Raw genomic sequence first — 25,375 nt, 5'->3', positions numbered from 1 at the left:
TATGAGAGTGGCATTGATCATCACAGCTGTCGCCCTCCTGGCGCTCATTGCTTCTGTGGCGGTAGTCATCACGATGGGCACCGCCGATATTTCTCTGGTTAATGTCCGAGACATCATAAGCAATCACCTTCTCCACACTGACATCCCTGTTCGTCGATCGGAGGATGCGATTGTCTGGGAAGATCGCCTACCGCGGTCTCTCGTTGCTGCGGCCTGTGGAGCAGGCTTGGCTCTATGTGGTGTCATCATGCAGTCACTCCTGAAAAATCCTCTCGCCGATCCTTATGTGCTGGGAATTTCATCCGGAGCTTCTGCAGGTGCCGTCACCGTGGGGGTTCTGGGAATAGGCGGTGTGTCCTTGGGCTTATCCCTGGGAGCATTCATTGGCGCAATGATGAGCTTTGCTGTCGTGCTGTGGATTGCCCACATGGCCGGAGGGACGGGGCCCCTCATTCTCCTCGCTGGAGTCGCTGCTACTCAATTATTTTCTGCTCTTACCTCCCTCATAATCTTCGCCTTCGCCGATTCAGATGAAACCCGCGGTGTTATGTTTTGGCTTTTAGGTTCACTCGAGGGAGTTCGCTGGGACGATGTGTGGCTCTGCCTCAGCGTTGTCGGCATCGCCGTATCGCTATGCTGGTATTTTTCCCACGTGCTGGATGCTTTTACCTTTGGCGACGACATCGCCGATTCCCTGGGCATCAATGTCCGTGCCGCCCGGCTGGCTTTGCTTTCACTCACTGCACTGTTGACTGCAACATTAGTTTCCGTAGCTGGTTCCATAGGTTTTATCGGGTTGGTTCTACCACACGCTGGCCGGCTTTTCGTTGGTTCAAAGCACTCGAGCCTTATTCCTGTGACCGTGATTGCGGGCGCGTTGTTTATGGTGTGGATAGATGCCATTAGCCGCGTAGTATTCTCCCCTACCCCACTTCCCGCTGGCGTGGGAACCGCAATAATTGGCGTGCCAGTATTTGTAGCGCTATTGATCAAGAGGAGGGGAATCCGATGAGCTTTAGCACTACTAATGTCACATGGAACCGCGGGGGCAAACTTGTAGTAGATGACATCGACATTGAGATCCTCCCAGGTGAGACCGTCGGCTTACTTGGCCCCAACGGCTCAGGAAAATCGTCCCTCATCCGCTTACTAGCAGGTTTTAACCGACCAACCACCGGCACCATCACATTAGACAATCAGCTTGTGGAGAAAATCAGCAAAAAGAAGTTTGCACAATCTGTCGCCGTGGTTACTCAGCATGTAGATAGCGCGGTCGATGTCACTGTCGGTGATGTTGTTCGTTTAGGACGCATTCCCCACCGCGGTCGATGGGGTACACACTCCCGTGATGATGCCACAGCGATCCAGCATGCTTTGGAATCAACGGGGCTCATCGGTTTGGAGGATCGCCTGTGGAATGAGCTGTCTGGTGGCGAGCGTCAACGCGTCCATATTGCTCGCGCACTGGCGCAACAGCCGCAAGAACTTATTCTGGACGAACCAACCAATCACTTAGATATTAAGCATCAATTGGAATTATTGCGTCTCGTCTCCACATTGGATGCCACATTCATCATCGCTCTGCATGATTTGAATTTGGCGTCGATGTTTTGCGACCGGCTTATCATTTTGAAGCAGGGGCGGGTGGTTGCTGTAGGAACGCCTGCAGATATCCTCACACCAAAGCTCATCAGTGATGTGTATGAGGTAGAAACGCTAGTGACTATTCACCCACTCACTAAACGTCCCCTCATCACTTACTGCTAAATGCCATAATCCCACAGGAAAATACCAACCACATCATCGCTAGGAAGCGAGGCTACAGACAACGTCCCCAGTAAGGGATATAGAAAGACACAAACCCGGTGAGGAATACCAGTACGCCAGTATTCCTCACCGGGCATTTACATTGCTCTCACCGGATGGGTTATCTTCCCTCACCCACTGGCGGAGCATTGACACTGCGGATGGTTTACAGGTTGGGGAACCAGATCGCGATCTCGCGCTCAGCAGATTCTGGGGAGTCTGACCCATGAACGACGTTCTCACCCACGGTCAGTGCGAAGTCACCGCGGATTGTGCCCGGGGTGGCCTTAGAGACTGGGTCGGTTCCACCAGCGAGCTGACGCCATGCGTCGATCGCACGCTCACCCTCAACAATGCCGGCAACCAGTGGAGCAGAGGTGATGAAATCAACAAGCTCACCGAAGAATGGCTTGTCAGCGTGCTCGGCGTAGTGCTTCTCTGCAGTCTCACGATCTGCAGTGCGCAGATCCATAGCGACGAGCTTCAAGCCCTTACGCTCAATACGAGCAATAATTTCGCCCACATGGCCGTTCTTCACACCGTCTGGCTTGATAAGGATCAGAGTCTTTTCAGTCATGTTCAGTATTTTACAACCGTGATCAGCCGACTGCTGAGCCGACACCCCAGCCAAAAGCCCCAAGCGCCTCCACTGTCATGAATCGGGGCTGGTTGTTGGGGCTAATCGATATGTTGGCTTGGCAGAAGGCCTCGTTCCATCCGGGCAACGATGTTGCGCTTCAAGGTGTATATGTACCACCACACAGCAACGAACATCAGCCCCACCACTCCCATCGAGATGTGAACGATGAACCCTACAACTGCCAGGATCTGCAAGACGATGTTCAGTGCATCAGCAAACTTAGCCTTCTGCATAAAAGCAGCAGCAATCATTGCCACGCCCAAGGCCAAAACATAGACGATATTGAAGGTGGTGGCGTTGTGTGCAGGGTCCACCCGTGTCACCACAGTGAGCACGAGAAGTATAACGATGGCTTCCATGATATGAGTACCAGCCATCACTCCACGCAACCCCTTCATGGGATCATTCTTTGGCGCATGCCCCGGCCCCAACGGCCCCATCTCTACGGGGTGCTTAGCTTTTTTGGACACCGTCACTATTCTCCTCATCATTGGCGTCGTCAGCGACCATTGGCATCACTGGCGCAATCATTGCCGCATACTCTCACACAGAGCCCTCATGCAGGGCTTTCCTTTCTATGCAGAGTGCGATCACAGTGGTGCTCTCTATTATGCCGCCGACAGCTTAGCGGTTTCCATGTCACCCTCGCCTATACAGGTTCCTTGGCAAAGAGAGTGCGGGCTTCACCGGCTGTCACTACAGATCCGGTGATCAGCACTCCTGACCCCGAAAGCACGCCATCGCTGTCCTCTTCCGCAAGCTCAATTGCGAGTTCCACTGCTCCGGGGAGGTTGGATGCAACATGCACTCGTTCTTCGCCAAAGGCATCGCGAGCATATTCTGCCAAAGTGTCCACATCAAGAGCCCGCGGTGAATTGGTTGTGGTGATCACCACTTCATCCAATACAGGCTCTAAGTTGCGCAGGATTCCACGGGCATCCTTATCGCCGAGTACACCCACCACGCCAACGAGTCGCCGGAAAGAGAAGTCACGATCCATCGCCTCTGCCAAAGCCTTGGCACCATGAGGGTTATGCGAGGCATCAATGAAAACGCTGGGTGCGGTGCGGACACGTTCCAAACGACCCGGCGATTGCACGGTGGTAAATCCTTCGCGCACGCGCTCAATGTCCAGCGGTTTGTCAGCACCGGCACCAAAGAATGCTTCCACGGCCGCAAGCGCCACCGCCGCATTGCGCGCCTGGTGCTCACCCGACAGGGGCAGAAAAATATTTTCGTAGGTTCCTCCTAATCCACGGAGGGTGAGCTGTTGCCCTCCCACCGCCACGGAAGATTCGAGTACCCCGAATTCGCTGCCAGCGCGTGCCACTGCAGAGTCTTTCTCCACCGCCTCAGCTAGCAACACGTTCATGGCTTCTGGTTCCTGTTCCGCGATGATTGTCACGTTATCCGGCGGGCTGAGGAGGTCATCGGTATCCCAACGAGACTTGATGATCCCGGCTTTCTCCCCCGCGATCTGTTCAATCGTCTCCCCTAGATAGTCAGTGTGATCCATTCCAATGGGCGTAATGACGGCGACGTCTGCATTGATCACATTCGTGGCATCCCAGCGTCCACCCATCCCTGTTTCCACTACCGCCACGTCTACTGGAGCATCAGCGAAGGCAGCGTATGCAATGGCAACAAGTACCTCGAACTTGCTCATTGTAGGGCCTCCGGACGCTTCGCTACGAGCATCCACCATCTCCACATAGGGTTTGATTTCTTCCCATATGCGCACATAGTCGTTCGGATGGATCGGCTTACCGTCGATGGCTATGCGCTCGGTGACTATTTGCAGATGCGGACTGGTGGTGCGCCCGGTTCGCCTGTGAAATGCCCGCATGAGGGACTCAATCATCCGCACTACGGAAGTCTTACCGTTAGTACCCGCCACATGGATAGCGGGGAAAGCTCGTTCGGGGTGTCCAAGAAGATCCATGAGGAGTTCGATGCGCTCCAACGAAGGGTCAATCTTCGTTTCTGGCCAGCGGAGATCAAGTTCTGCTTCCGTCTCTGCTAGGGCGCGAAGATCCTCGGTAGTGATGGGCTGGTCAGGCAGGCTTTCCTCCCCGTCATCTTCAGCGGCGCTGCCGGGTTGATCGATCGGCAGCGCTAACCCGTCTTCATCGAGCGTGACTTCACCAAATCCCGGTAGTTCTTCGAGGGCCGCGTCGATCTGCGCATCCGTTTCTGGGCGGCTGGCGTTCTTGCGGTCAACCAACTCAGAACCCAGGTGCTCTACCGCCTGGGTGTCTCTACGCTCAACCGACTCGTTTCCTTTGGGCTCCACCGACTGGCCATTTCTGTGCTGTACCGACTCAGTGCCTTGGCGCTCCACCGACTGGCCACCTATGGGCTCTGCTGGTTCGGAGCCTTGAGGCTGATAGGTCTTATTTTTGTCGACGCCACCGCTGCTATCAGTCACTTCTCCACCCATCTTTTGAAGTTGATGTCGTTGAACAGGATAACCCCGCGCTCAGCCTAATGGCGGCGCGGGGCGTGAGTACCTATCAAAGCTCAGGGTCTATGCTTTCGGTAATTCTTCCAGGCGCGCGGTGATCCGCTGGAATTCTTCCTGCGCGACACGTTGACGCTCCCGGATACCTTCCACGACTTTCTCCGGCGCCTTGGAAAGGAAGTTCTCGTTGCTCAGTTTCTTCGCAGCATTATCGAGTTCCTTCTGGGCTATCGCCAAATCCTTCTCCAAACGCTTGCGCTCCGCCGCAACATCCACGGTTCCAGACGTATCGAGCTCCACCGTGACAGTAGCTTGGGATAGACGCACCTCGATCGAGGCCGTTGCGGTAAATTCCGCATCCGGTTGTTCAATGCGCACGATGGAACGCACTGCGTCCTCCAGATCGACCAGATCCGCTGCGGCAAAATCAACGGCAGCAGGCACCTTCTGGGTTGGCTTCACGCCTTGGTCAGAACGGAACCGGCGCAGTTCCGTGACCAACTTCTCTACATCTTCGATTCGACGCAGCGCGTCGGCATCCGGCTTCACACCACCATTGGTGAGCTGTGCGTCTGGCCACTGGCTGATCATCAGTGATGATTCGTAACCTTCCACACCATCCGTGAGCGCTTTCCACAACACTTCCGTCACATAGGGCATAGCTGGATGGAGCATGCGCAGCACAGAATCCAAGACGCGACCCAACACCAGTTGAGTGCGGATGCCCCGGTCGATATCTTCTTGCGTCGCAGCATCCCAATCCCGTGGAATCTGCACCTTGGCAATTTCCAGGTACCAATCACAGAACTCACCCCACGCAAATTTGTAGAGTGCTTCATTCGCCCAGGAGAATTCGTGCTTATCGAGAGCCATGTCCACATGAGCACGCACAGCTTCCAAACGGTCCAAAATCCAACGGTCAGCATCAGTCAGATCTTCTCGCGCCGGCAACTCACCCACCTGTGCCCCATTCATCAGCGCAAACTTCGTCGCATTGTACAGCTTGGTAGCGAAGTTACGGGAGGACTGCGCAGAATCTTCACCCACTGGCAAATCGCTGCCCGGGTTAGCACCGCGAACCAAGGTGAAACGCAGCGCATCGGCGCCATAGTCGCGAACCCAGTCCATCGGGTCAATACCGTTCCCCAGAGACTTGGACATCTTGCGGCCACGTTCATCGCGCACCAAGCCATGGAGGAAAACTTCACGGAACGGAATCTGTGGGCGGCTAGCACGTTCAGAAGCAGGAACACCCAGTTCCCCACCCTTTAGCGGAGAATCCTCTAGGGTGTCTGCGAAAGTGGCGAACATCATCATGCGCGCAACCCAGAAGAAGAGAATGTCATATCCAGTGACCAGCACAGACGTTGGGTAGAACTTGGATAGTTCTTCAGTGTTTGCTGGCCATCCCATGGTGGAAAATGGCCACAAGGCAGAACTAAACCATGTATCTAGGACATCGTCGTCCTGGTGCCAACCGGGCCCTGTTGGTGGTTCATCGTCTGGGCCACAGCACACCACTTCCCCCTCGGGGCCATACCAGATTGGGATGCGGTGACCCCACCACAGTTGGCGGGAAATACACCAGTCATGCATATCATCAACCCAGTCAAACCACCGCGGTTCTTGCGACGACGGGTGAATAACGGTATCGCCTTCGCGCACTGCATCTCCGGCCATCTTTGCCAATTCTCCGACCTTTACGTACCACTGCAGCGACAGACGTGGCTCGAGCGCCTCGCCAGAGCGTTCGGAATGGCCTACGGAGTGGACGTAAGGAAACTTACGACCTGCAATACGCCCCTGTTTTTCCAGCGCTAGGCGGATCTTCTCACGTGCCTCGTAACGATCCATGCCATCGAACTCAGTTCCAGTGCCCGCTATATGACCGGTTTCATCCATGATCACCGGCATCGGTAAATCGTGACGCTGTCCCAGCGCAAAGTCGTTTGGATCGTGTGCAGGAGTGATCTTGACAGCACCCGTGCCAAACTCTGGATCAACATAATCATCAGCAACGACGATCATCTGGCGATCCGGCAAGAATGGGTGAGGCAACGAAGTGCCAACGAGGTCAGCGTAGCGTTCGTCTTCAGGGTGCACCGCTACTGCCACATCACCCAACATCGTCTCTACACGGGTGGTCGCCACAATCACGTGAGGTTCATCATCCTTCAGCGAGCCATATCGGATGGATACCAGCTCACCTTCATCATCGGAGTAAACAACCTCGATATCAGAAATGGCGGTCTGCAACACTGGCGACCAATTCACCATACGGTTGGAACGATAGATTAAGCCCTTGTCATACAGGGCTTTAAAGATGGTCTGCACAGCTCGGGAGAGACCTTCATCCAGCGTGAAACGCTCACGTGACCAGTCCACAGAATCGCCAATAGCGCGCATTTGGGATTGGATAACTCCACCGTATTTCTCTTTCCACTCCCATACGCGATCAACAAACTCTTCGCGACCATAGTCAAAGCGGTCTTTACCCTCAGTGTCCTTGAGCATGGCCTCAACCTTGGTTTGGGTAGCGATACCCGCGTGGTCAAAGCCCGGTAACCACAGCACCTCATAGCCCTGCATCCGCTTACGGCGAGCCATGTGATCCATCAACGTGTGGTCTAAAGCGTGTCCCATATGTAACTGACCCGTCACGTTCGGTGGAGGCAGCACGATGGAAAACGGAGGCTTGGAGCTGGAAGCATCCGCTTTGAAATAGCCAGAATTAACCCAGCCTTCGTACAGATCAAGTTCTACGTCAGCGGGATTCCACGCCGCAGGTAGTCTGGAAGAACGGTCAGTGCCGATGGATGTACCGGCAGCTGAGGACTTGGAATTAGCACTGGTTTCACTCACGAGTGTCTAGTCTAATAGACCTCCAAGACAGGGAAACCAGTACTCGCGGGAAAACCCACCCCTGCCTTAAAGACATGCTGGAGCCAGGTGATTAGCTGATTCTCAAAGCCAAACGCAACGCTCCCACAGCCTCATCCATGGCTGTCCGGGCGTTCTTCCACGTGCCCGTGGAGTTCACGAAGGGGTGAGTCAGGCCTCCGTGGCGTCGAAGAGTCACATCCACACCCGCCTCAGACAAACGGTGCGCATAGGCCTCGCCTTCGTCACGCAGTACGTCAAAGCCCGCCACCGCAACGTACGCAGGCGGCAGCCCAGAAAGATCTGTTGCAGCTAACGGAGAAGCATAAGAACTGTGCCTATCGTCCTCGTTAGGCACATAGCGCTCGCGGTACCACTCCATATGCTTAGCCGTGAGATACGGCCCCTTGGCGAACTCTTGGTAACTACCGGTTTCGAAAGTTCTCAGGTCAGTGACGGGCACAAAAAGCATCTGCAGGCATGGAAGGGGCTTGCCCTCATCGCGCAAACGCAGGTTTACCGCAGCAGTGAGGTTGCCACCTGCGGAATCTCCAGCAGTCACCACGCGAGCTGGGTCAGTACCTGCGACCTCCCCGTTAAGAACAGCGACAGTAACCGCGGTGGCATCATCCAAGCCCGCAGGAAACGCGTGCTCCGGAGCCAAACGGTAATCCACACTTAAAACGGCCACATCACCGCGAGCACACAGCCAACGGCACGTCGAATCATGGGAATCGAGGGAGCCCAGCACCCAACCGCCGCCATGGAAGTACACCACAGTCGGCAGATCCACCTCAACGGATTCCGCACCCTTCGGGCGGTAATGCCGTACCCGCACCCCGGCAACCTCATGCTCAGTGACACTTCCAACCTGATACACGCTGCTCTTCGGGCAAGCCATGTAGGCTTCCTCGTCAAGCATGACACGTCCATCGGCTATAGGCAGATCAGTCAGATCATCACTGGACACAATCTTGAGAGCCATGAGTGTGGCGCGAACATCCGCATCCAACTTGTCGCCGTCCCTGTTCGTGTGGCTCCCCAACAAGCGCAGTAACCCAGTAGGCAAAGAAGATAAAACTCCAGCGCCTGCAGCAGCAATCCGCGTGAAAGCGGGTGGCTGGACAGGGTCGACGGACGTAGGTGCAGAATTAGGTGCTGTGTTGTGCTCTGTCATGGCCTCATACAAACACACCCGCGCGCCCTATGGAGGGCAAACGGGAATATTTGAATTCAAAAGTACCGGTCTGAGGGCACACGGCAGCTAACCATACAGGCAGGCTCGCACCGTGTCTCAGCCCTTATGAGAGCAGGCCCAATTCCTTGACGGTGTCAAACTCCTCGACGAGTTCGGCAACGGTGGCGTCGATACGCTCCCTCTGGAATTCGTCGATGGCCAGACCTTGAACGATCTCCCACTGTCCATCCACCAAACGGCATGGGAAAGAAGAGACAATGCCCTCTGGCACCCCATAAGAGCCATCGGATGGGCGCGCTACTGACACCCAATCGCCCTCCGGAATACCGTTGAACCAGTCCCGCATGTGATCGATTGCGCATGACGCAGCAGAAGCCGCAGACGAGTGCCCGCGCACCTCGATAATTTCCGCCCCACGCTTGGCCACACGCGGAATGAATTCGTCAGTCAACCAATTCTTATCAAGTTGGTCTGCAGCTGGTTTACCGTCGACCAACAGCTCAGACACATCTGGGAACTGGGAAGCGGAGTGGTTACCCCACACGGTCATACGGGACAAGCTGGTTACAGGGACATCGAGCTTCTGAGCAAGTTGTCCGAGTGCACGGTTATGGTCAAGTCGGGTCATGGCCGTGATTTGGCGTGGGTCGATGTCTGGCGCGTTGGCGGCCAGGATTGCCGCATTGGTGTTCGCTGGATTGCCCACCACCAGAACACGGACATCACGGGAAGCCACTTCATTGAGAGCCTTTCCCTGAGGACCGAAAATACCGCCGTTCGCAGCTAATAGATCAGCACGCTCTTGCCCGGCCTGGCGCGGCTTGGCGCCCACGAGAAATACGGAATGAGCATCCTTAAACCCGACCATCGGATCGTCAGTGATGGTGATGTCGCTCAACAGCGGAAACGCAGAGTCCATGAGCTCCATTGCAACACCTTTAGCCGCCTTTAAGCCTGAACCGACCTCCAGCAAGCGAAGGTTCACACGGCGTGCACCAAACACTTCGCCATTAACCAGCCGCCACAGCAGCGAGTAACCAATCTGACCGGCAGCACCGGTCACTGCAACATTAACCGGCTGCTGTTCGCCGGCGGGAGTATCTACTGCGGGCTGGGTCATATGCTGATCCTCTCCAATCGATTCCTATGCGTAGAGCATGGGTTTGCTTATGGCATGGGTTTATAAACGAAGCTTTTCTTTTCGTCTCTCTCCAACCTACTGCAAAGAACAGATCGGCGTGCAGTGGGTACCTGCGCTGACTGCTGCACTAGCATGAAGAACGTGACGTCTTGGAAGCCTTTGCAGTCCCCCGATGACTATGTCCTGCCTGCGAGCTCATGGAAGGGCACGGGCTTAAAAAAGGCAGACTATGTGTCCGTCATGCGCCATAGTCTGCCTATTTTGGCTCGCTCCGGCACAGCCATTAGCTCCCAATCTCTTCATGAGATTGGGAACGCCGTGGGAGTGTCTCCTTCTTGCCCATTTTTACGCCATCCGCAGCGGCTATACGAGGAGGGTCTGCGCTTCGCGATGGCTCAGATCTGGCCTCCGGCGGATGCGCCGGAACTCGATGGCTTGGCGGATCTCATTCCCGCTGATGCCGTCCGGAATTTTGTGAGCGCCACGTTTCGCCGTTTTCAGGCGCATCCCGATTGCTTGCGCTTGCTCATTGCGGAGAATCTCTTCAACACCTTGGACTTGCCGCGGCGTGTAGGCGTGATGGAAGATTCCCCTGTGGTTCTCCAGCTCGACCGCCTATTGATGCGAGGCTACGATGTCGGCGCCTTCCGGGAGGGAATATCGGCTGAGGATCTGTACGTTGTCATCCTGTCGCTATGCGCTTTTCCCGTCGCCTCCGGATCCACCTTCCATGCTCTATACGGAATGAACGTTAGTGATCCAGCCAATGCAGAAGGGCTGGAGAAATTAATTGTCGATAATGTTGTGGCCTTCCTGACCTCCACTATGCCTACCTCACAAGGAAGCAGCTATACTCATTCCTCCCAATCACCTGGGATGGGATCCTCGGTTGCGGCGCATTTATACTCTCGGGAATATGCTGAGCTCAACGACGCCACTGGGCCGTTGAACGGTGTCTCTACATCCCCCAGCGTGACCCCCGGTTCTTTTCCCGTTTCTTCTCACGACGCCACTGCCCCCACCCCCGCACGCTCAGAGCACGCTCCGAGGGAAGAGGAACTCTACGGGAAGGATTAGCAGACTATCTCCGCTCTGGTTGCCGCTGGCCGCTTCTCCCATTGTCGCCGCTGGCCACTTGGCTCGACATTACGCTGAGCGTTTGTCGTTACTAGCTACCTCTTCGTGGGACAGTAGCGTCGGTTCAGTCTTTCCGGCAGCGCAATCAGAAGTGATTACAACTTCACCGGTTTCTTCATCCTCAGGAATCGTGAACATTACCGGCAACAATATGCTCTCCATGATGGAGCGCAATCCGCGGGCTCCGGTCTCACGCGCCAATGCTTGGCGGGCAATCTCCCGAAGTGCGTCTTCTTCGAACGACAAACGCACGCCATCCATCTCAAAAAGGCGCTCGTATTGACGAACAAGGGAATTCTTAGGCTCCGTAAGAACACGCACCAACGCATCCTCATCCAGATGCCCGACGTGGGTCACCACAGGTAGTCGGCCGATGAGCTCAGGAATGAGACCGAACTTCACCAGGTCTTCGGGCTCCACGAATTCGAATGGATTGACGTCTTCTTCAGTTTTTGACGAGATCTCCGCTCCAAAGCCCAGTCCTTTTTTGCCTCGGCGTTCCGCAATGACCTTTTCAAGTCCTGCAAACGCACCGGCCACAATAAAGAGCACATTCTTCGTATCAAACTGGATGAACTCTTGATTCGGGTGCTTACGCCCACCCTGTGGAGGCACAGACGCCACCGTACCTTCGAGGATCTTTAGCAACGCCTGTTGTACGCCCTCGCCGGACACGTCACGAGTGATAGAGGGGTTTTCAGACTTTCGGGAAATCTTGTCCACTTCGTCGACGTAAATGATGCCGCGCTGCGCTTTCGCCACATCGAAGTCGGCAGCCTGCAGCAACTTCAGCAAGATGTTCTCTACATCTTCACCCACATACCCAGCTTCGGTAAGGCTAGTGGCATCGGCAATGGCAAATGGAACATCGAGCATGCGTGCCAGCGATTGAGCTAGGTAGGTTTTGCCGGAACCCGTGGGTCCAAGCATGAGAATGTTGGATTTTGCTAGCTCTACTTCATCGTCAGAGCGACGCGCAGACGCATTAGATTCCTCGACCCTGATGCGCTTGTAATGGTTATATACGGCGACGGCTAATGTGCGTTTCGCCTCGTCCTGGCCAATGACATATTTATCGAGAAATGCCGCGATAGCAGAGGGCTTGGGCAGAGAGTCAGCGGTCTCAGCGGGAGCTGCGGTGAGCATCTCCTCTTCGATAATCTCGTTGCACAACTCAATACATTCGTCACAGATATATACACCTGCACCAGCAATGAGTTTCCGGACCTGCTTTTGACTCTTTCCGCAGAAGGAGCACTTCAGCAGTTCAGCACTTTCTTGCATTCGAGACTCGCTCTTCTTTCTCTCGCATAGGCGGGTGACGCACCCAAGTCATCTCAGGCTCAGAATAACCTGTTCGCACTAGCAGCACCCGTGAGACACGGCGCCTGAGAGCGCCCTTATCCACGAACACTCTTCACTGACACGGCAATTTCATCTCACTCCGGGGCGAAGGCGCGATCAGTTCTACACAGGTTACTCTCTGACGAGACAAAATACAGTGAGCCCCAGTGCCGTGTCGGACACTGGGGCTCACTTACAAAGCTCCGGGGTCTTGCTATCCCGCATACACCGAGCCTGCGTTGCACGGTGAGGCCTGCCGGTTGCACGATAATGGCCGTATTAGGCCTGGGAGCCAAAGGTCACACACCTCGGCTACACATGCAATCCCCTACTGGGCAGACAGCTTGCGGTACTCGAATACCTGATCGATGATGCCATACTCTTTCGCTTGCTCGGCGGTGAGAATCTTATCGCGATCAGTATCAATGCGAATTTGCTCCTCGGACTTACCCGTATGGCGCGCCAGGGTAGTCTCCATGAGGGTGCGCATACGCTCAATCTCTTTAGCCTGGATTTCCAGGTCAGAAACCTGTCCTTGCACGCCTCCTGTGGCTGGCTGGTGAATGAGCACGCGGGCATTAGGCAATGCAGCGCGCTTGCCGGGGGTACCTGCGGCCAAAAGAACAGCAGCTGCAGAGGCAGCTTGTCCCAGGCAGACTGTCTGAACGTCCGGACGGACGTACTGCATGGTGTCATAAATCGCCATCAAAGAGGTAAATGAACCGCCCGGGGAATTGATGTACATGGTGATGTCTCGGTCTGGATCTAAACCTTCCAGCACCAACAACTGAGCCATGATGTCGTTCGCAGATGCGTCATCAACCTGGGTGCCCAGGAAGATAATGCGCTCTTCGAAAAGCTTGTTATATGGGTTGGATTCCTTCGCCCCGTAGGAGGAGTGCTCCACAAAGGATGGAAGGATGTAACGCATTTCTGGCATCTGCATTCTTACTGCTCCTTCGCATTAGTGATGACGTGGTCGACAAAGCCGTAGTCTTTCGCTTGTTCAGCAGTGAACCAGCGGTCACGGTCAGAATCCTTAGTGATCTGCTCGACGGTTTGACCAGTAAATTCCGCAATGAGCTCAGCCATTTCGCGCTTGGTGTGTGCGAACTGCTCAGCCTGAATAGCAATGTCCGCCGCGGTGCCGCCTACTCCAGCAGACGGTTGGTGCATCATGATGCGGGCGTGTGGGAGAGCATAACGCTTGCCTTTGGTACCGGCGGAAAGCAGGAATTGTCCCATGGAAGCGGCCAGTCCCATGCCATAAGTTGCAATGTCGCAGGGAGAATACTGCATCGTATCGAAGATCGCCATGCCCGCAGTGACGGAACCACCTGGGGAGTTGATGTACAGGTGAATATCCTTGCTTGGATCCTCTGCCGATAGCAGAAGGATCTGGGCGCACAGTTTGTTAGCGATCTCGTCATCAACCTGGCTGCCGAGGAAGATGATGCGCTCGCGCAGGAGGCGATCATATACCAGGTCCGTGGTGCTCGGTTTCTCCGTGCCGCTGGCCACCAGCGGTTGGGACTGAGTACTCATTGTGCTCCTCGTGGAATTCGATGAACTCGTTATTTTGTCTTGCCCCAGCCTAGTCATGTGCGACGATCACGTGTGCGGTTAAGGGGGGCGTGTTCGCTAACAGCGCACGGTTCGCCAACGCTCGGTTGCCTTACTGCACCCCACACGGTTTCTCCCCTACCTATTTTTCCACCTATTTTCTTCCTTCTCTGCAGGAAGTGAAGACTGCGCTAAGATTCGCTCTTCTGGTGTAAAGAACGCGTAAATGTGGCTCTCTAGCCCTCCACGACAGTCTTAATATCCCTGGCAAGCCGAATGCGGATGACGATTTTCCATTCGGATGTGCTTTGAAGAATTAGGAGGTCAAGGATGTCTGTCCTACTTGCCGTCGCACTTCTTCTTCTGGCTTTGGGTCTCATCGCTTACCTGTTGGTAGCACTGATTGATCCGGAGAGGTTTTAGTCGTGCATCTTTCACCACTTCCCGCAGCTCTAGGGCAGATTGCCCTGCTCATCATTCTGCTCGCTGTCGCCTACGTCCCGCTGGGAGACTGGATGGCTCGGGTTTATTCTTCCGCCCATCACACCCGTGCTGAGCGCCTGTGCTATCGATTCCTCAAGATCAACCCTGATGCAGACCAAACCTGGAAAGGCTATTTCCGCGCGGTAATGGGCTTTTCCATCGCCTCGGTTATTGTGTTGTACCTCCTTCAACGGCTACAGGCGGTTCTGCCCAGTTGGGGCAACGCCCAAACAGCGGGTTAGCGTTTGTCAGGGTGGTGACGTCGAATGCTTTAGCTGGGAGGAACTCGGTGCGGATACGACCGTGATCCAGCATGGGGGCGATGATGTCACCGGCATCTGCCTTAAAAGGTTGGCTGGTGAATAGGAACCCTGTGAGCTTGTCGCCGGCTGCGGTGACAGGCTCGAACTTCCCGGACTCAGCCTTCTTCAAGGGGATTCCCGATGGGATAACCCCAGCGTCAGCAACGCTGGCTAGCTTCGTGGCGTCCAGGGTCACTGTTTGGGCTGCGTTGGTTGCATGGGCGGAGCCGAGCCACTTTTGATTCTCGGCACCCCATGCTTCGCGGACAGTCTTCAACTGCATGGCAAAAAGCCTTTCTACTCGTAAATGTCAGTGTGTTGTCACTTGTTCAACAGGGAATCAGCCCACTGCTCGGCTGCCGCTTTAGTCCCTTGGGCAGTGCCTCGCCCTTGGTTTGGGGCTTCGGCTTTGCGTGGGGTACGGCTGCGCTGTGCGAGTGTTTCGGCCTGTGTGGCCATGGTTTCTGCATCGCCGTGGAGAAACATCTCCGCGTCGTCAGCGCTGATCCCGAACTTGGCGGCGATGGTCATCCGGTCAACTTGGAGTTGCAGAGCCTGGTTATCCTTTTCGGATTCCTTGAGCCGCTCGGTGAGTTTGTCGACCTCGGTTTTCTCGGCGTCTTCTATCTCTTTGAGCTTTTTCGCCGCGTCCACGTTGGCTTTAGCTTTGGCCTCCCATTGACGGGAGTAGGTTTTCATCGCCTCGTATTTGGCTTTCCAGTCCACCTCATCGTCAGGTTGCTTGTCGGCGGGTGTGCTGTCTGCATCCTGGGAGGGTTCCTTAGGCTGGTCGGGGGCGTTGTGTGCGCCACCGTCGGCGCCTTCGATGAAACGTAACCAGTGTGATTGTGTGAACAAGTGTTTTCTCCTTTTACAGGGGTTTTCCGCCCGTTTCGGGCATGACAAAACCCCCGGCAAGAACACTGTGGTTCTTTGCAGGGGGTTTAGTGCGCCGCCGGGACTCGAACCCGGAACAAGACCAACCAAAAAACTTGGCGGCGCGTTACGCAAAAACCGCCACCACAAGGTGACGGTTGTAGACGCTATAGCTGCACAAGCAGACCAGTTATAAAAGCCCAGAACGTTTCAGCTGTGAAGGAAGCAATCCGATCGGCTCATTCTCCTTGAGCCATTCCGCAACAGCCCTCTTCTTCACGCTCAACGGCTCACCAATTACATCTAACTCCTCCAGCAGGATAGGCAGACAATTCGGCGGCCCTTGTCTATCCATAGGGGTTAGATCATCAGAGAACCTATCCAGACTGGACGGCTTTCTCGCTTCCATCACTGACCTCCGCGTGTGGGACTCGAACCCGGCTACCTACCAACTAAGCGGCGCTGTTTTTCTTTTGACGATCCAACTCCTCGAGACCATCCAACGTGTCAATAGGATCGCCATACTCATATTCAAAACGGATAAAAGCCTTAATCTCGTCGGTCAAGCATCCCATCTCCCACGCTTCGCACAAGAGATTGCTGACACCGCACTCCGCTTCACCTGCGTCCACAAACATTAGAGGAACCTCGCGAGATATATTCGGAGGAAGCATGCTGTCCAAAACACGATAAACATCACGATCAGTCTTCAACACGTTTTGCCTCCTTTGCTATTCCGCCTGCGGGATGCGCCGTTACAAAACTAACTCTACTATTTGGAAGCACCACGTAATCGGCGATCACTGTCAGGTCATCCACTTCCTTCCATACATTTCGGAGAGTACCTTTAGACAGTCGAAACGAGGGATTCTCGAGAGTCTCGACAACCGCATCCGTGATCTTTTGATCCGACCAACTTCTCGGAAACCGAGATACACTCTCACGCTTCGAATCCCACGTGTGTCCCATCCTTGAATCCTCAGAGTGTGGAACCCATCCTTCTCCCTTACGCGGACGGTCACGCCATCCATAAAGAACATGCGCCACCGCCCGGTTTAAGTCCTTCGGCAACGGCTCCCCAGGGAAAGCCTTCGACATCCCATCACTGCGGTAAGCAGGCACCTTCACACGCTTCAGCGCCGGCCAAGTAGGAGCACCATTAAGCCTGCGAGCGCCAAGAGCTTTCTTGAAATCCGCCTGCGTCCTACTCCCCGACTCCGACCACAACCGCTCCAAATCCCGATTAATCCTCGGCAAATCAGACCCATCACGCCTGACCTCAATCGCCAAACACCGACAATGATCATGAAACGCCACCCCCAACTCACGCTTCGTCCCCTTACGCAACCCACCAGCACCCACACGCAACACATGCTCACGCGACGCATACACAGCCCCACGAGACGCCAACATCAAACAAAAATCACACGCACCATGGTCGAGCTAAACTCGCGCAACGCCCCTCCTAATCCCCTGCGTCTCCTGACCGCTGTGTCATTTCACAGCGTTAAGAGAACTAAATCACCACAAGTTCTACAGATTGTCACATGCCTAGGAACTGCAGGCGTAACAAGGAAAGTTCCTTCTTCTTCGGCTGCCCACACCCCACACAGATCAAGGGTCTGGTTCCGATGTCTTATCGAAACCAGACCCTTGCGCCTTAACTGCTTGCCGCCTTGCTGCTTACTCAGAATCCTTCTTGGTGGACTTCTTTGCAGTCTTCTTGGCGGCCTTCTTAGTGGCCTTCTTAGTTGCTTTCTTTGCGGGAGCCTTCTTCGCAGCCTTCTTGGTGGACTTCTTTGCAGGAGCCTTCTTAGCACCCGCATTCTTCTCGTCCTTTTCGACCTTCTCGCTCTCAACGTCCTCAGCCTTGTCCTCAGAGTCCTCGACGCCAAAGAACTGCTTCGGGTCAATGCTATTGCCGTCGGTATCCTTCACGGAGGTCTTAGCAATGTTGATTGCCAAAGCTTTTCCACGACGCACATCAGCGAACAGGCTCGGCAATTGGCCAGCTTGCTGGAGCTGCATGATGAACTGATTAGGATCCATGCCATACTGGGCGGACGTGAAGCTGATGTGATCCATCAACTCTTCTTGCGATACCTCAGGCTGTTCAGCATCTGCCACTGCGTCGAGGAAGAGTTGGGTGCGCACAGAATCCTCAGCAGCCTCGCGAGAGTCTGCCTCGAACTTCTCACGCGTAATGTCCTGTGCAGCGAGCATTGCTTCGAAGGTCTTTTCGTCGCCGCCGAACTGGCCGATGATCTGTTTGATCTGACCATCCACCTGGTCCTGCACCACTGCTTCGGGTAGAGGCACCTCAGTCTGCTCTAGAGCAGCGGCCAATACCTTGTCCCGAATCTCCCCTGCCTGGGTGTTCTTCAGTTGTTCCTCTACCTGCCCCTTCAAAGAGTCACGCAGTTCGTCCAACGTATCGAACTCGGAAGCCAGCTGTGCAAAATCATCGTCCAGCTCGGGTAGCTCACGTTCCTTCACGGAACCAAGCTTGACGGTGACCTCTGCTTCTTCGTTAGCGTGCTCACCGGCGACGAGTGTGGAGGTGAAGGTGTTCTCCTCACCCTCCTTCATGCCGATCAACGCGTCATCAAGACCCTCAATGAGGGAATCGTTACCAACCTCGTGGGACAGTCCCTCGGTTGTTGCCTCATCAACAGTTTCACCGTCAATCGTTGCGGATAGGTCAATGGAGACGAAGTCACCCTTCTTCACCTTGCGATCCACAGCCTTCAAGGTGCCAAAACGAGCCTGCAGGTTCTTCAGCTCTGCGTCGACAGCCTCATCGTCGGCCTTAAGAGGCGCGACCTCAACAGAGATCGTGGAGAAATCAGGAACTTCGATGTCCGGGCGCACATCAACTTCAGCGGTGAACTTAATGAATTCGTTGTCCTTCAGCTCAGCGATGTCAATCTCCGGCTGGCCCAGAACCTTAAGGTCATTCTCTTCGACTGCCTGGCTGTAGCGAGATGGCAACATCTCGTTGATTACCTGATCCAGTACTACACCGCGACCCAAACGAGCCTCAAGCACCTTCGCAGGCACCTTACCCTTACGGAAGCCCGGCATATTGACCTGGTTAGCCAGGGAGGCATACGCCTTGTCGAACTCCGGCTTGAGCTCCTCGAAAGGAACCTCGATGGTGATCTTGGTGCGGGTGGCGCTCAGCTTCTCTACAGAGCTCTTCACGAATGCACACTCCTGTTGTTTATTGGGGTCAGGCGAGCCAGGTGTGGCCACGCCTTTTTCTTGGTCGTCCATCGATTTTATAGGGTCGCTGGAGTCGATGTCTGTTGGGGTCGATAAAACACAGTATGGCGCATACTACAGGCAGGCAGTCACGATCCCCCGAGGGGATCACGGAGCCACGCTCAGCGAGCGTGTACCTCTGAACGCTCAGATACCGAACGTCCGAGTGAACACACCCATTTTCCTTCGTGTTTTCCTCCGTGACCGCAGCCTCTTCGCGTTGAGTTAGCTATTTCACATCCAGTCCGAGCTCCTCGCCCACTCCCAACTCAATGTTGAGACCAGGAACGGAGTCAATAAGATCACGCGTGTAGTCCTCACGCGGATGGGCAAAGATAGCATCAGCAGGGCCTTGCTCCACCACAGCACCCTTCTTCATCACCACAATGTCATCGGCGCATTGGCGAACAACCGCCAGATCATGGGTAATAAACAAGTAGGTCAGGTCAAGTTCATGCTGTAGGTCAGTAATCAGGCGCAAGATCTGGTCCTGCACTAGGACGTCCAGCGCGGATACCGCTTCATCCAACACCAGCACCTCAGGGTTAAGCGCTAGGGCGCGCGCAATAGCAATACGTTGCCGCTGGCCTCCCGATAGTTCGTTCGGATAACGGCGCATCGCTGATCGAGGCATAGACACCATATCCAGCAGTTCAGCCACGCGCTTTTCACGTTGTTTACGATTACCCACTTTGTGCAGGGCTAAAGGCTCCTCAATACACCGGTAAATGGAATACATCGGATCCAAGGAGCCATAAGGGTTCTGGAAGACGACCTGCATCTTACGACGCATATGGAACTGCTCCTTGCCCTTCAGATGGGAAATATTCTGCCCCTTGTACAGCACCTTGCCGCTCGTTGGATCCAGCAGGTTCAGCACCATGTTGGCCACGGTCGATTTGCCAGAACCAGACTCTCCCACCAGTGCGGTTGTCGAGCCCTTCCGCACGCCAAAGGTCACGTTATCCACCGCACGCAGAATTTTTTCGCCACCCCGCGCACCTCGAACGTCGAATTCCTTTACGAGGTTTTCTACGCGGATGACTTCACCAGCATCCTCGTTAGTCTGCTGCTTCATCTCTTCAGTCTCCAAGCCCGCAGCCTTCGCAGATTGAATGCGAGCAGAGGTCAGAGATGGCGCTGCCTTCACCAGACGCTGAGTATAGGGATGCTGCGGATTTCGCAGGATCTGCAATGAGGGGCCAGACTCCACCACTCGGCCACGATGCATCACGACGAGGTGTTGGGCGCGCTCCGCCGCAAGTCCCAGATCATGGGTAATGAACAGCACGGCGGTTCCCAGATCCCTCGTGAGACTCTCCAGGTGATCGAGAATCCGTTTTTGGACGGTCACGTCCAAGGCGGATGTCGGTTCATCTGCGATCAGCAGCTTCGGGCGAGCGGCCAAGCCCATCGCGATGAGAGCACGCTGGCGCATTCCTCCGGAAAATTCGTGAGGATATTGCTTTGCTCGACGCTTCGCATCTGGCAAACCGGCTTCCTCAAGGAGCTCAGAAACGCGCTCCTCTACCTTGTTGTTCTCAACTACGTGATTTGCTTTGAGAGACTCACCGATCTGCGTACCAATGCGCCACACGGGATTGAGGTTAGACATTGGGTCTTGAGGCACGAGGCCGATCTCTGAACCCCGCAGCTCTTGCCACTGTTTAGGGCTGAGATTGGTAATTTCTTTGCCTTCGAACTCGATGGAACCTCCGGTGACTTTACCCGTGCCGGGGAGTAACCCTAGGATCGCCATCGCGGTGGTGGATTTACCTGAGCCAGACTCACCTACGATGGCCACGGACTGACCGGGGTAGATGGTCAGGTTCACTCCACGGACTGCTTCGACCACACCGGTGGAGGACGTGAAGGAGATCTTCACATCTCTCATGTCCAGCAGTGGTTTATCGTTAAAACTTTGTGTGTTCTTGTCGCCGGGCTTAGTCATAGGATTACTTCTTCCGTGCCTTTGGGTCGAGTGCGTCGCGTACCACGTCACCCATCAGGATGAAGGACAATACAGTAAGACCCAGTGCGATGGCTGGGTAGAACAGCACCATTGGCTGGGTTCGCAGGGATGCTTGGGCAGCTGAAATATCTCCGCCCCATGACACCACGCTCGATGGCAAGCCAATGCCCAGGAAGGACAAGGTTGCCTCCGCGACGATGAAGGTACCCAGGGAGACGGTGGCGTACACGATGATCGGCGCTGCGGCATTCGGCAGGATGTGCTTAGTCAAAATCTGGAACTTGGAGGCTCCTACGGCCTTTGCCGCAGTCACGAATTCCTCATTCTTCACGCTCATCACTGCACCGCGGGTAATGCGCGCGATGTTGGTCCAACCGAAGACAGCGAGAACGAGAACGACAGTCCAGATGGTGCGGTGTTCCTTGAACATCTGCATCACCACGATGGCTGCCAGCACCAGCGGAACAGCGAAGAAGATATCGGTGAGACGGGATAGGAGCGTATCGACGAAGCCTCCGAAGAAACCGGCAAGCGCTCCAAATATCGTTCCAATAATGACGACGACAAGCGTGGAGAAAACTCCCACGAGAACGGATGCTCGCGCACCGTAAATCGTCCGCGCCAAAATGTCACAGCCTTGACGGTCAAAGCCTAGTGGGTGACCGGAGGCCGGCCCGTGCAGCGAATTAGCAAGGGTGCAGGCCCGGGGATCCACACTGGTGAACAGTCCCGGAACGGCAGCCAGGGCAATAGCCAACACGATCAAAATTGCGGCGATCCAAAACATCGGGCGCTTACGAAGATACTGCCAGGCCTCGCCCCATTGAGAGGTAGGGGCAGATTCATCAGCAACGGCGTCCACAGCACCCAGGCCTGTCTCATCGGTTTCCGCGATGTAGTATTCCTGGCCGCGACGCAGCTCAGCATTAATCACCGTATCTTGGGCAGGGTGTGGGTCCGTGGCATCAGATACAGGAATGTTTCGGTTGATATCAGGCATAGCGGATCCTTGGGTCAAGAACGGCATAGATGAGGTCAACGAGCAGGTTGGCGATAATGTAGACGATCACCAATACTGTAGTGAATGACACTACGGTGGTTGGTTCCCCCTTCAGGATGGCCTGATAAATCTGACCACCGACGCCATTAATACCGAAAATACCTTCGGTGACGATAGCTCCGCCCATGAGAGCACCGAGGTCCGCACCAACGAACGTGGCCACTGGAATCAAAGAGTTACGGAGAACGTGGCGGCTCATCACCTGCCCATTTGAGAGACCTTTGGCTCGTGCAGTACGCACATAGTCAGCGCGAAGATTTTCGCTGACCGATTGCCGGGTGAGGCGTAGCACGTAAGCGAAAGATAGACCGCCCAAAACTATCGCAGGCATCAGCAAGGCCTTGAACGTGTCTTTCGATCCCACTGTCACCGGTAACAGTCCCCATTTCACCCCGACAACGAACTGGAGCACAAAACCAATCACGAACGATGGCACGGCGATGACTGTCAGAGACAGGAATAGCACTGTCGAATCGAAAATTCCGCCTCGACGAACGCCGGCGATGAAGCCGAACAAAATGCCAAAAACGGTCTCAAAAATCAGCGCCATGATAGCTAGCTTGATGGTGACCGGGAATGCGTGTGCCATCACATGAGACACTGGTTGACCGGAGAAAGTGGTTCCAAAATCCAGCTGCGCAATACCTTTGAGATATAGCAAATACTGTATAAAGAATGGCTTATCTAGGTTGTATTCCGCGCTGATTCGCTGGCGAGCACCCTCGCTCAAGCCACGGTCGCCACCAAGGGCTGCCACCGGGTCACCGGGCATAAGAAAGACGAGTGCGTATAGGAGCAGCGTGGCACCAAAGAACACGGGGATCATTTGGAGCAATCGGCGCCCAACATAGCGCAACATAAAAAGTTTCTCCTCTAGAGGGTTAGGTAATTCACTGAGGCTGCGTCATGAACGCACAAGACGCCCCACCGTGCCCCGAGACGATGCTCTGGGGACGGTGAGGCGGTTTCACTAGGTGACAGCCACAATCGCTAAACAGTTACCACGAAGCGGGATTACTTCTTGGTGATCTCGTTGTAGGCAGGGAGGGAATTCCAGGTGAATACAACGTTATCCACGTTCTCGGACCAGCCACCGGTCACGTTGGAGTACCACAGAGGAATTGCAGGGAGATCCTTGAGCAGAACTTCCTGTGCCTCGTTGTACTTGGACTTCGCCTTATTGATATCGGACGCACTAGCAGCTTCCTTCATCAACTTGTCGAACTCTGGGTTGCTGTAATCACCATCATTTGAGCTGGCGTTAGTGGTGTATAGCGGAACCAAGAAGTTGCCCAGCGATGGATAGTCGGCCTGCCATCCGGTACGGAATGCGCCGTTCAGCTTCCGATTGGTGATGTCATCACGCAGTGACTTGAAGTCTGGATATGGCTTGCCTACCGCTTCAATGCCGAGGGTGTTCTTAATGCCGTTGGCAGTAGCGTCAACCCATGCCTGGTGACCACCGTCGGCATTGTAGGCGATGGTAAATTCTCCAGAGAACTCGGAGATATCATCAGCCTTCTTCCACAGCTCCTTAGCCTTTTCTGAATTGTACTTCAGGACATCAGCTCCCTTTAGACTGTCGGAGTGACCCGGAATTACTGGAGCCGTGAAGTCAGTAGCTGGAGTACGGGTGCCTTGGAAGATCGTCTTTGTGATTTCGTCACGGTCGACTGCCATGGAGAGAGCTTCACGGCGAAGCTTGCCTTCTTCGCCCTCGAAGTGCTTTGCCTTTTCTGGAATGGTGAATGACTGAAATACAGCGGATGGCTGGTTAACAGAACGGCCACCCAGTTCATCTTCATACTTCGTAAACGCAGAGTCAGGAACCTGATCTAAAATGTCAAGGTTGCCAGACAGTAGGTCTGCGTAAGCGGCATCTGATGAGCTGTAGAAGACGAACTTCACTCCGTCATTTTTGACCTCACGCTCGCCGTCGTATTCGTCATTAGGAACCAGGGTGGCATCCTGGTTGTGATTCCACGATTCCAACTTGTAAGGGCCGTTGCCGATTGGCTTATCCCCATACGCGTCGATGTCATCGTAAGCAGACTTGTGCAGCGGGAAGAACGCTGAATACCCCAGACGCTGGGTAAAGTCTGACTCTGGGTGATCCAACTCAATAGTGAAGTTCTTGTCGTCCAGAATCTTCAGGCCTTCGAGCGAGTCGACGCCCTCCTTGTAGCCCTTGATTGGTTCGAAGAAGGAGGAAGCAAGCAACTCGTTCTTTACTGCGTAATTCCATGCATCCACAAAGTTAGCGGAGGTAACCGGGGAGCCATCCTGGAAAGTAATGTCATCCTTCAGGGTCACCTTATATTTGGTATCACTAGTCTGCTCGATGTTTTTCGCCATCTCGTTGTGCACTTCACCCTTGGTGTCATAGGACACCAGACCAGAGTAAATAAGGTCGAGGATTCTACCGCCGCCCGTTTCATTGGTATTCGCAGGGATCAGCGGGTTTTGTGGCTCTAAGCCCCACGCAGTGATGAGACCAGCCCCCCCACCATTGCCGGAATCACCTCCGCAAGCAGCAAGTCCCAGCGCCAGAGCGATTGCGGATACGGTTACCGCAGTTTTCTTGAGGGTCATGTGGCCCTACCTCCAGAAAGTCAGTGAATGCAATGAACAATTGCTAAAGCTGAGACTAACAAGAGAAATTGCTCTTCTTGAAAGAATTATTCAATCGGTTTCATAACATTTACCCAGCTCATCGGGTAACCCCCGTTGGCCAATCCACACTCCGACGGACATCAGGGGAGGTCAGCATAGTCTTTGAGTTAATCACCACTCCATATTTCAGCTGTGTGAAATTTTTCGATGCACTCACTGCCTACCCTCAAAAGTGACAGCCCCCTTTAAGCTCCTCCGAACCGTTTGACTATAAAAACAGCCAGAATGTGACATGGAACACAGTAGTGGTTGCACAACTGAACACTCCACAAGCACCGGCCAAAGGTAACTAGGCAGCCCCAGCCAGGCAGAACCTAAGTCACCCCCACCAACAAGAGAAAGCTTAAGCCTCCACCGAAAATCTCCGGTGGAGGCTTAAGCGAGAATATTTGGTCGGGATGACAGGATTTGAACCTGCGACCCTCCGCTCCCAAAGCGGATGCGCTACCAAACTGCGCCACATCCCGACGAGAGGGAACGACGGGAATCGAACCCGCGTCTTCAGCTTGGAAGGCTGAGGTATTAGCCACTATACGACGTTCCCATGTCCATCACTAATCACGGCTACCCCCAGA

At 54.6% G+C, this 25,375-nt stretch carries 23 protein-coding genes, 2 tRNA genes and 1 pseudogene; 5 read left to right on the top strand and 21 right to left on the bottom strand.

What is annotated here, in order from left to right; translation table 11 throughout:
• Position 1: 1 nt before the first annotated feature.
• Both GP473_RS02675 and GP473_RS02670 read left to right on the top strand, forming a co-directional pair.
• On the top strand, positions 2-1,012 hold the full coding sequence (locus tag GP473_RS02675; RefSeq protein ID WP_222104972.1) for a FecCD family ABC transporter permease: 1,011 nt from the start codon (positions 2-4) through the stop codon (positions 1,010-1,012).
• A complete protein-coding gene (locus tag GP473_RS02670) occupies positions 1,009-1,767 on the top strand; it encodes an ABC transporter ATP-binding protein (protein ID WP_185769278.1) in 759 nt (252 codons plus the stop codon). The genes GP473_RS02675 and GP473_RS02670 overlap by 4 nt, the downstream gene beginning before the upstream one ends.
• Positions 1,768-1,972: 205 nt before the next feature.
• Here the strand turns inward: GP473_RS02670 and ndk are convergent, their stop codons facing one another.
• From ndk to GP473_RS02640, 6 genes are all read right to left on the bottom strand, one after another.
• Positions 1,973-2,383, bottom strand: a complete 411-nt coding sequence (gene ndk / locus GP473_RS02665; RefSeq protein WP_185769277.1) for a nucleoside-diphosphate kinase — start codon at positions 2,381-2,383, stop codon at positions 1,973-1,975.
• A 101-nt stretch (positions 2,384-2,484) separates the two neighbouring features.
• Positions 2,485-2,916 carry a DUF4233 domain-containing protein gene (locus GP473_RS02660; RefSeq protein WP_246394876.1) on the bottom strand — a complete coding sequence of 144 codons (432 nt, stop codon included), beginning with the start codon at positions 2,914-2,916 and terminating at the stop codon, positions 2,485-2,487.
• A 179-nt stretch (positions 2,917-3,095) separates the two neighbouring features.
• Complete coding sequence (folC, locus tag GP473_RS02655; RefSeq protein ID WP_390625296.1) at positions 3,096-4,625, bottom strand: bifunctional tetrahydrofolate synthase/dihydrofolate synthase; 1,530 nt, start codon at positions 4,623-4,625, stop codon at positions 3,096-3,098.
• Positions 4,626-4,973: 348 nt separating this feature from the next.
• Positions 4,974-7,769: a valine--tRNA ligase gene (locus GP473_RS02650; protein ID WP_186277088.1), complete on the bottom strand. Its 2,796-nt coding sequence runs from the start codon at positions 7,767-7,769 to the stop codon at positions 4,974-4,976.
• Positions 7,770-7,860: 91 nt separating this feature from the next.
• Complete coding sequence (locus GP473_RS02645) at positions 7,861-8,964, bottom strand: alpha/beta hydrolase (protein WP_186277087.1); 1,104 nt, start codon at positions 8,962-8,964, stop codon at positions 7,861-7,863.
• Positions 8,965-9,088: 124 nt separating this feature from the next.
• Complete coding sequence (locus GP473_RS02640; RefSeq protein ID WP_186277086.1) at positions 9,089-10,105, bottom strand: malate dehydrogenase; 1,017 nt, start codon at positions 10,103-10,105, stop codon at positions 9,089-9,091.
• Between the two features lie 162 nt (positions 10,106-10,267).
• On the opposite strand from GP473_RS02640, the gene GP473_RS02635 reads away from it, so the two are divergent.
• Entirely contained in the window at positions 10,268-11,203 is a 936-nt protein-coding gene (locus GP473_RS02635; protein ID WP_186277085.1) for a hypothetical protein, read from the top strand.
• A 69-nt stretch (positions 11,204-11,272) separates the two neighbouring features.
• On the opposite strand, the gene clpX is transcribed toward GP473_RS02635, so the two are convergent.
• The 3 genes from clpX to GP473_RS02620 form a co-directional block, all read right to left on the bottom strand.
• Entirely contained in the window at positions 11,273-12,547 is a 1,275-nt protein-coding gene (gene clpX / locus GP473_RS02630; RefSeq protein ID WP_185769272.1) for an ATP-dependent Clp protease ATP-binding subunit ClpX, read from the bottom strand.
• Positions 12,548-12,935: 388 nt separating this feature from the next.
• Positions 12,936-13,553, bottom strand: coding sequence for an ATP-dependent Clp protease proteolytic subunit (locus GP473_RS02625; protein WP_185769271.1), 618 nt, complete (start codon positions 13,551-13,553; stop codon positions 12,936-12,938).
• Between the two features lie 2 nt (positions 13,554-13,555).
• Positions 13,556-14,152: an ATP-dependent Clp protease proteolytic subunit gene (locus GP473_RS02620; RefSeq protein WP_185769270.1), complete on the bottom strand. Its 597-nt coding sequence runs from the start codon at positions 14,150-14,152 to the stop codon at positions 13,556-13,558.
• A 348-nt stretch (positions 14,153-14,500) separates the two neighbouring features.
• Here GP473_RS02620 and kdpF point away from each other — a divergent pair, with 348 nt between their 5' ends.
• Together kdpF and GP473_RS09635 are read left to right on the top strand one after the other, a co-directional pair.
• Positions 14,501-14,593: a K(+)-transporting ATPase subunit F gene (kdpF, locus tag GP473_RS02615; protein WP_185769269.1), complete on the top strand. Its 93-nt coding sequence runs from the start codon at positions 14,501-14,503 to the stop codon at positions 14,591-14,593.
• A 92-nt stretch (positions 14,594-14,685) separates the two neighbouring features.
• Positions 14,686-14,895, top strand: a complete 210-nt coding sequence (locus GP473_RS09635; RefSeq protein ID WP_390625295.1) for a potassium-transporting ATPase subunit KdpA — start codon at positions 14,686-14,688, stop codon at positions 14,893-14,895.
• On the opposite strand, the gene GP473_RS02605 is transcribed toward GP473_RS09635, so the two are convergent.
• From GP473_RS02605 to GP473_RS02550, 12 genes and pseudogenes are all read right to left on the bottom strand, one after another.
• Complete coding sequence (locus GP473_RS02605; protein ID WP_185769267.1) at positions 14,822-15,238, bottom strand: hypothetical protein; 417 nt, start codon at positions 15,236-15,238, stop codon at positions 14,822-14,824. The two genes, GP473_RS09635 and GP473_RS02605, sit on opposite strands and share 74 nt — an antisense overlap.
• A 38-nt stretch (positions 15,239-15,276) precedes the next feature.
• Positions 15,277-15,813, bottom strand: a complete 537-nt coding sequence (locus GP473_RS02600; RefSeq protein WP_185769266.1) for a capsid assembly scaffolding protein Gp46 family protein — start codon at positions 15,811-15,813, stop codon at positions 15,277-15,279.
• Positions 15,814-16,021: 208 nt separating this feature from the next.
• Positions 16,022-16,186, bottom strand: coding sequence for a hypothetical protein (locus GP473_RS02595; protein ID WP_185769265.1), 165 nt, complete (start codon positions 16,184-16,186; stop codon positions 16,022-16,024).
• A 97-nt stretch (positions 16,187-16,283) separates the two neighbouring features.
• Positions 16,284-16,547, bottom strand: a complete 264-nt coding sequence (locus tag GP473_RS02590; protein WP_185769264.1) for a hypothetical protein — start codon at positions 16,545-16,547, stop codon at positions 16,284-16,286.
• Positions 16,534-17,253, bottom strand: a pseudogene (locus tag GP473_RS09450) (VG15 protein); the annotation flags it as partial. The gene GP473_RS02590 and the pseudogene GP473_RS09450, both read right to left, overlap by 14 nt.
• A gap of 261 nt (positions 17,254-17,514) precedes the next feature.
• Entirely contained in the window at positions 17,515-19,035 is a 1,521-nt protein-coding gene (tig, locus tag GP473_RS02580; RefSeq protein ID WP_185769263.1) for a trigger factor, read from the bottom strand.
• 289 nt (positions 19,036-19,324) lie between these two features.
• Positions 19,325-21,046 (bottom strand): dipeptide ABC transporter ATP-binding protein, encoded by a 1,722-nt coding sequence (locus GP473_RS02575; RefSeq protein ID WP_185769262.1) that lies wholly within the window; start codon positions 21,044-21,046, stop codon positions 19,325-19,327.
• Between the two features lie 4 nt (positions 21,047-21,050).
• Entirely contained in the window at positions 21,051-22,067 is a 1,017-nt protein-coding gene (locus GP473_RS02570) for an ABC transporter permease (protein ID WP_185769261.1), read from the bottom strand.
• Positions 22,060-22,986: an ABC transporter permease gene (locus tag GP473_RS02565; RefSeq protein WP_186277084.1), complete on the bottom strand. Its 927-nt coding sequence runs from the start codon at positions 22,984-22,986 to the stop codon at positions 22,060-22,062. The genes GP473_RS02570 and GP473_RS02565 overlap by 8 nt, the downstream gene beginning before the upstream one ends.
• Positions 22,987-23,141: 155 nt before the next feature.
• Positions 23,142-24,719, bottom strand: a complete 1,578-nt coding sequence (locus GP473_RS02560) for a peptide ABC transporter substrate-binding protein (RefSeq protein ID WP_185769259.1) — start codon at positions 24,717-24,719, stop codon at positions 23,142-23,144.
• 471 nt (positions 24,720-25,190) lie between these two features.
• Positions 25,191-25,267: transfer RNA gene (locus GP473_RS02555), tRNA-Pro, on the bottom strand.
• Between the two features lie 5 nt (positions 25,268-25,272).
• Positions 25,273-25,344 (bottom strand) — tRNA-Gly (locus GP473_RS02550).
• Positions 25,345-25,375: the final 31 nt, after the last annotated feature.

Source organism: Corynebacterium anserum (assembly GCF_014262665.1).
Taxonomy (GTDB): domain Bacteria; phylum Actinomycetota; class Actinomycetes; order Mycobacteriales; family Mycobacteriaceae; genus Corynebacterium; species Corynebacterium anserum.
The sequence above is the reverse complement of the archived record's forward strand: the minus strand, read 5'-3'. Positions and strand labels throughout refer to the sequence as shown.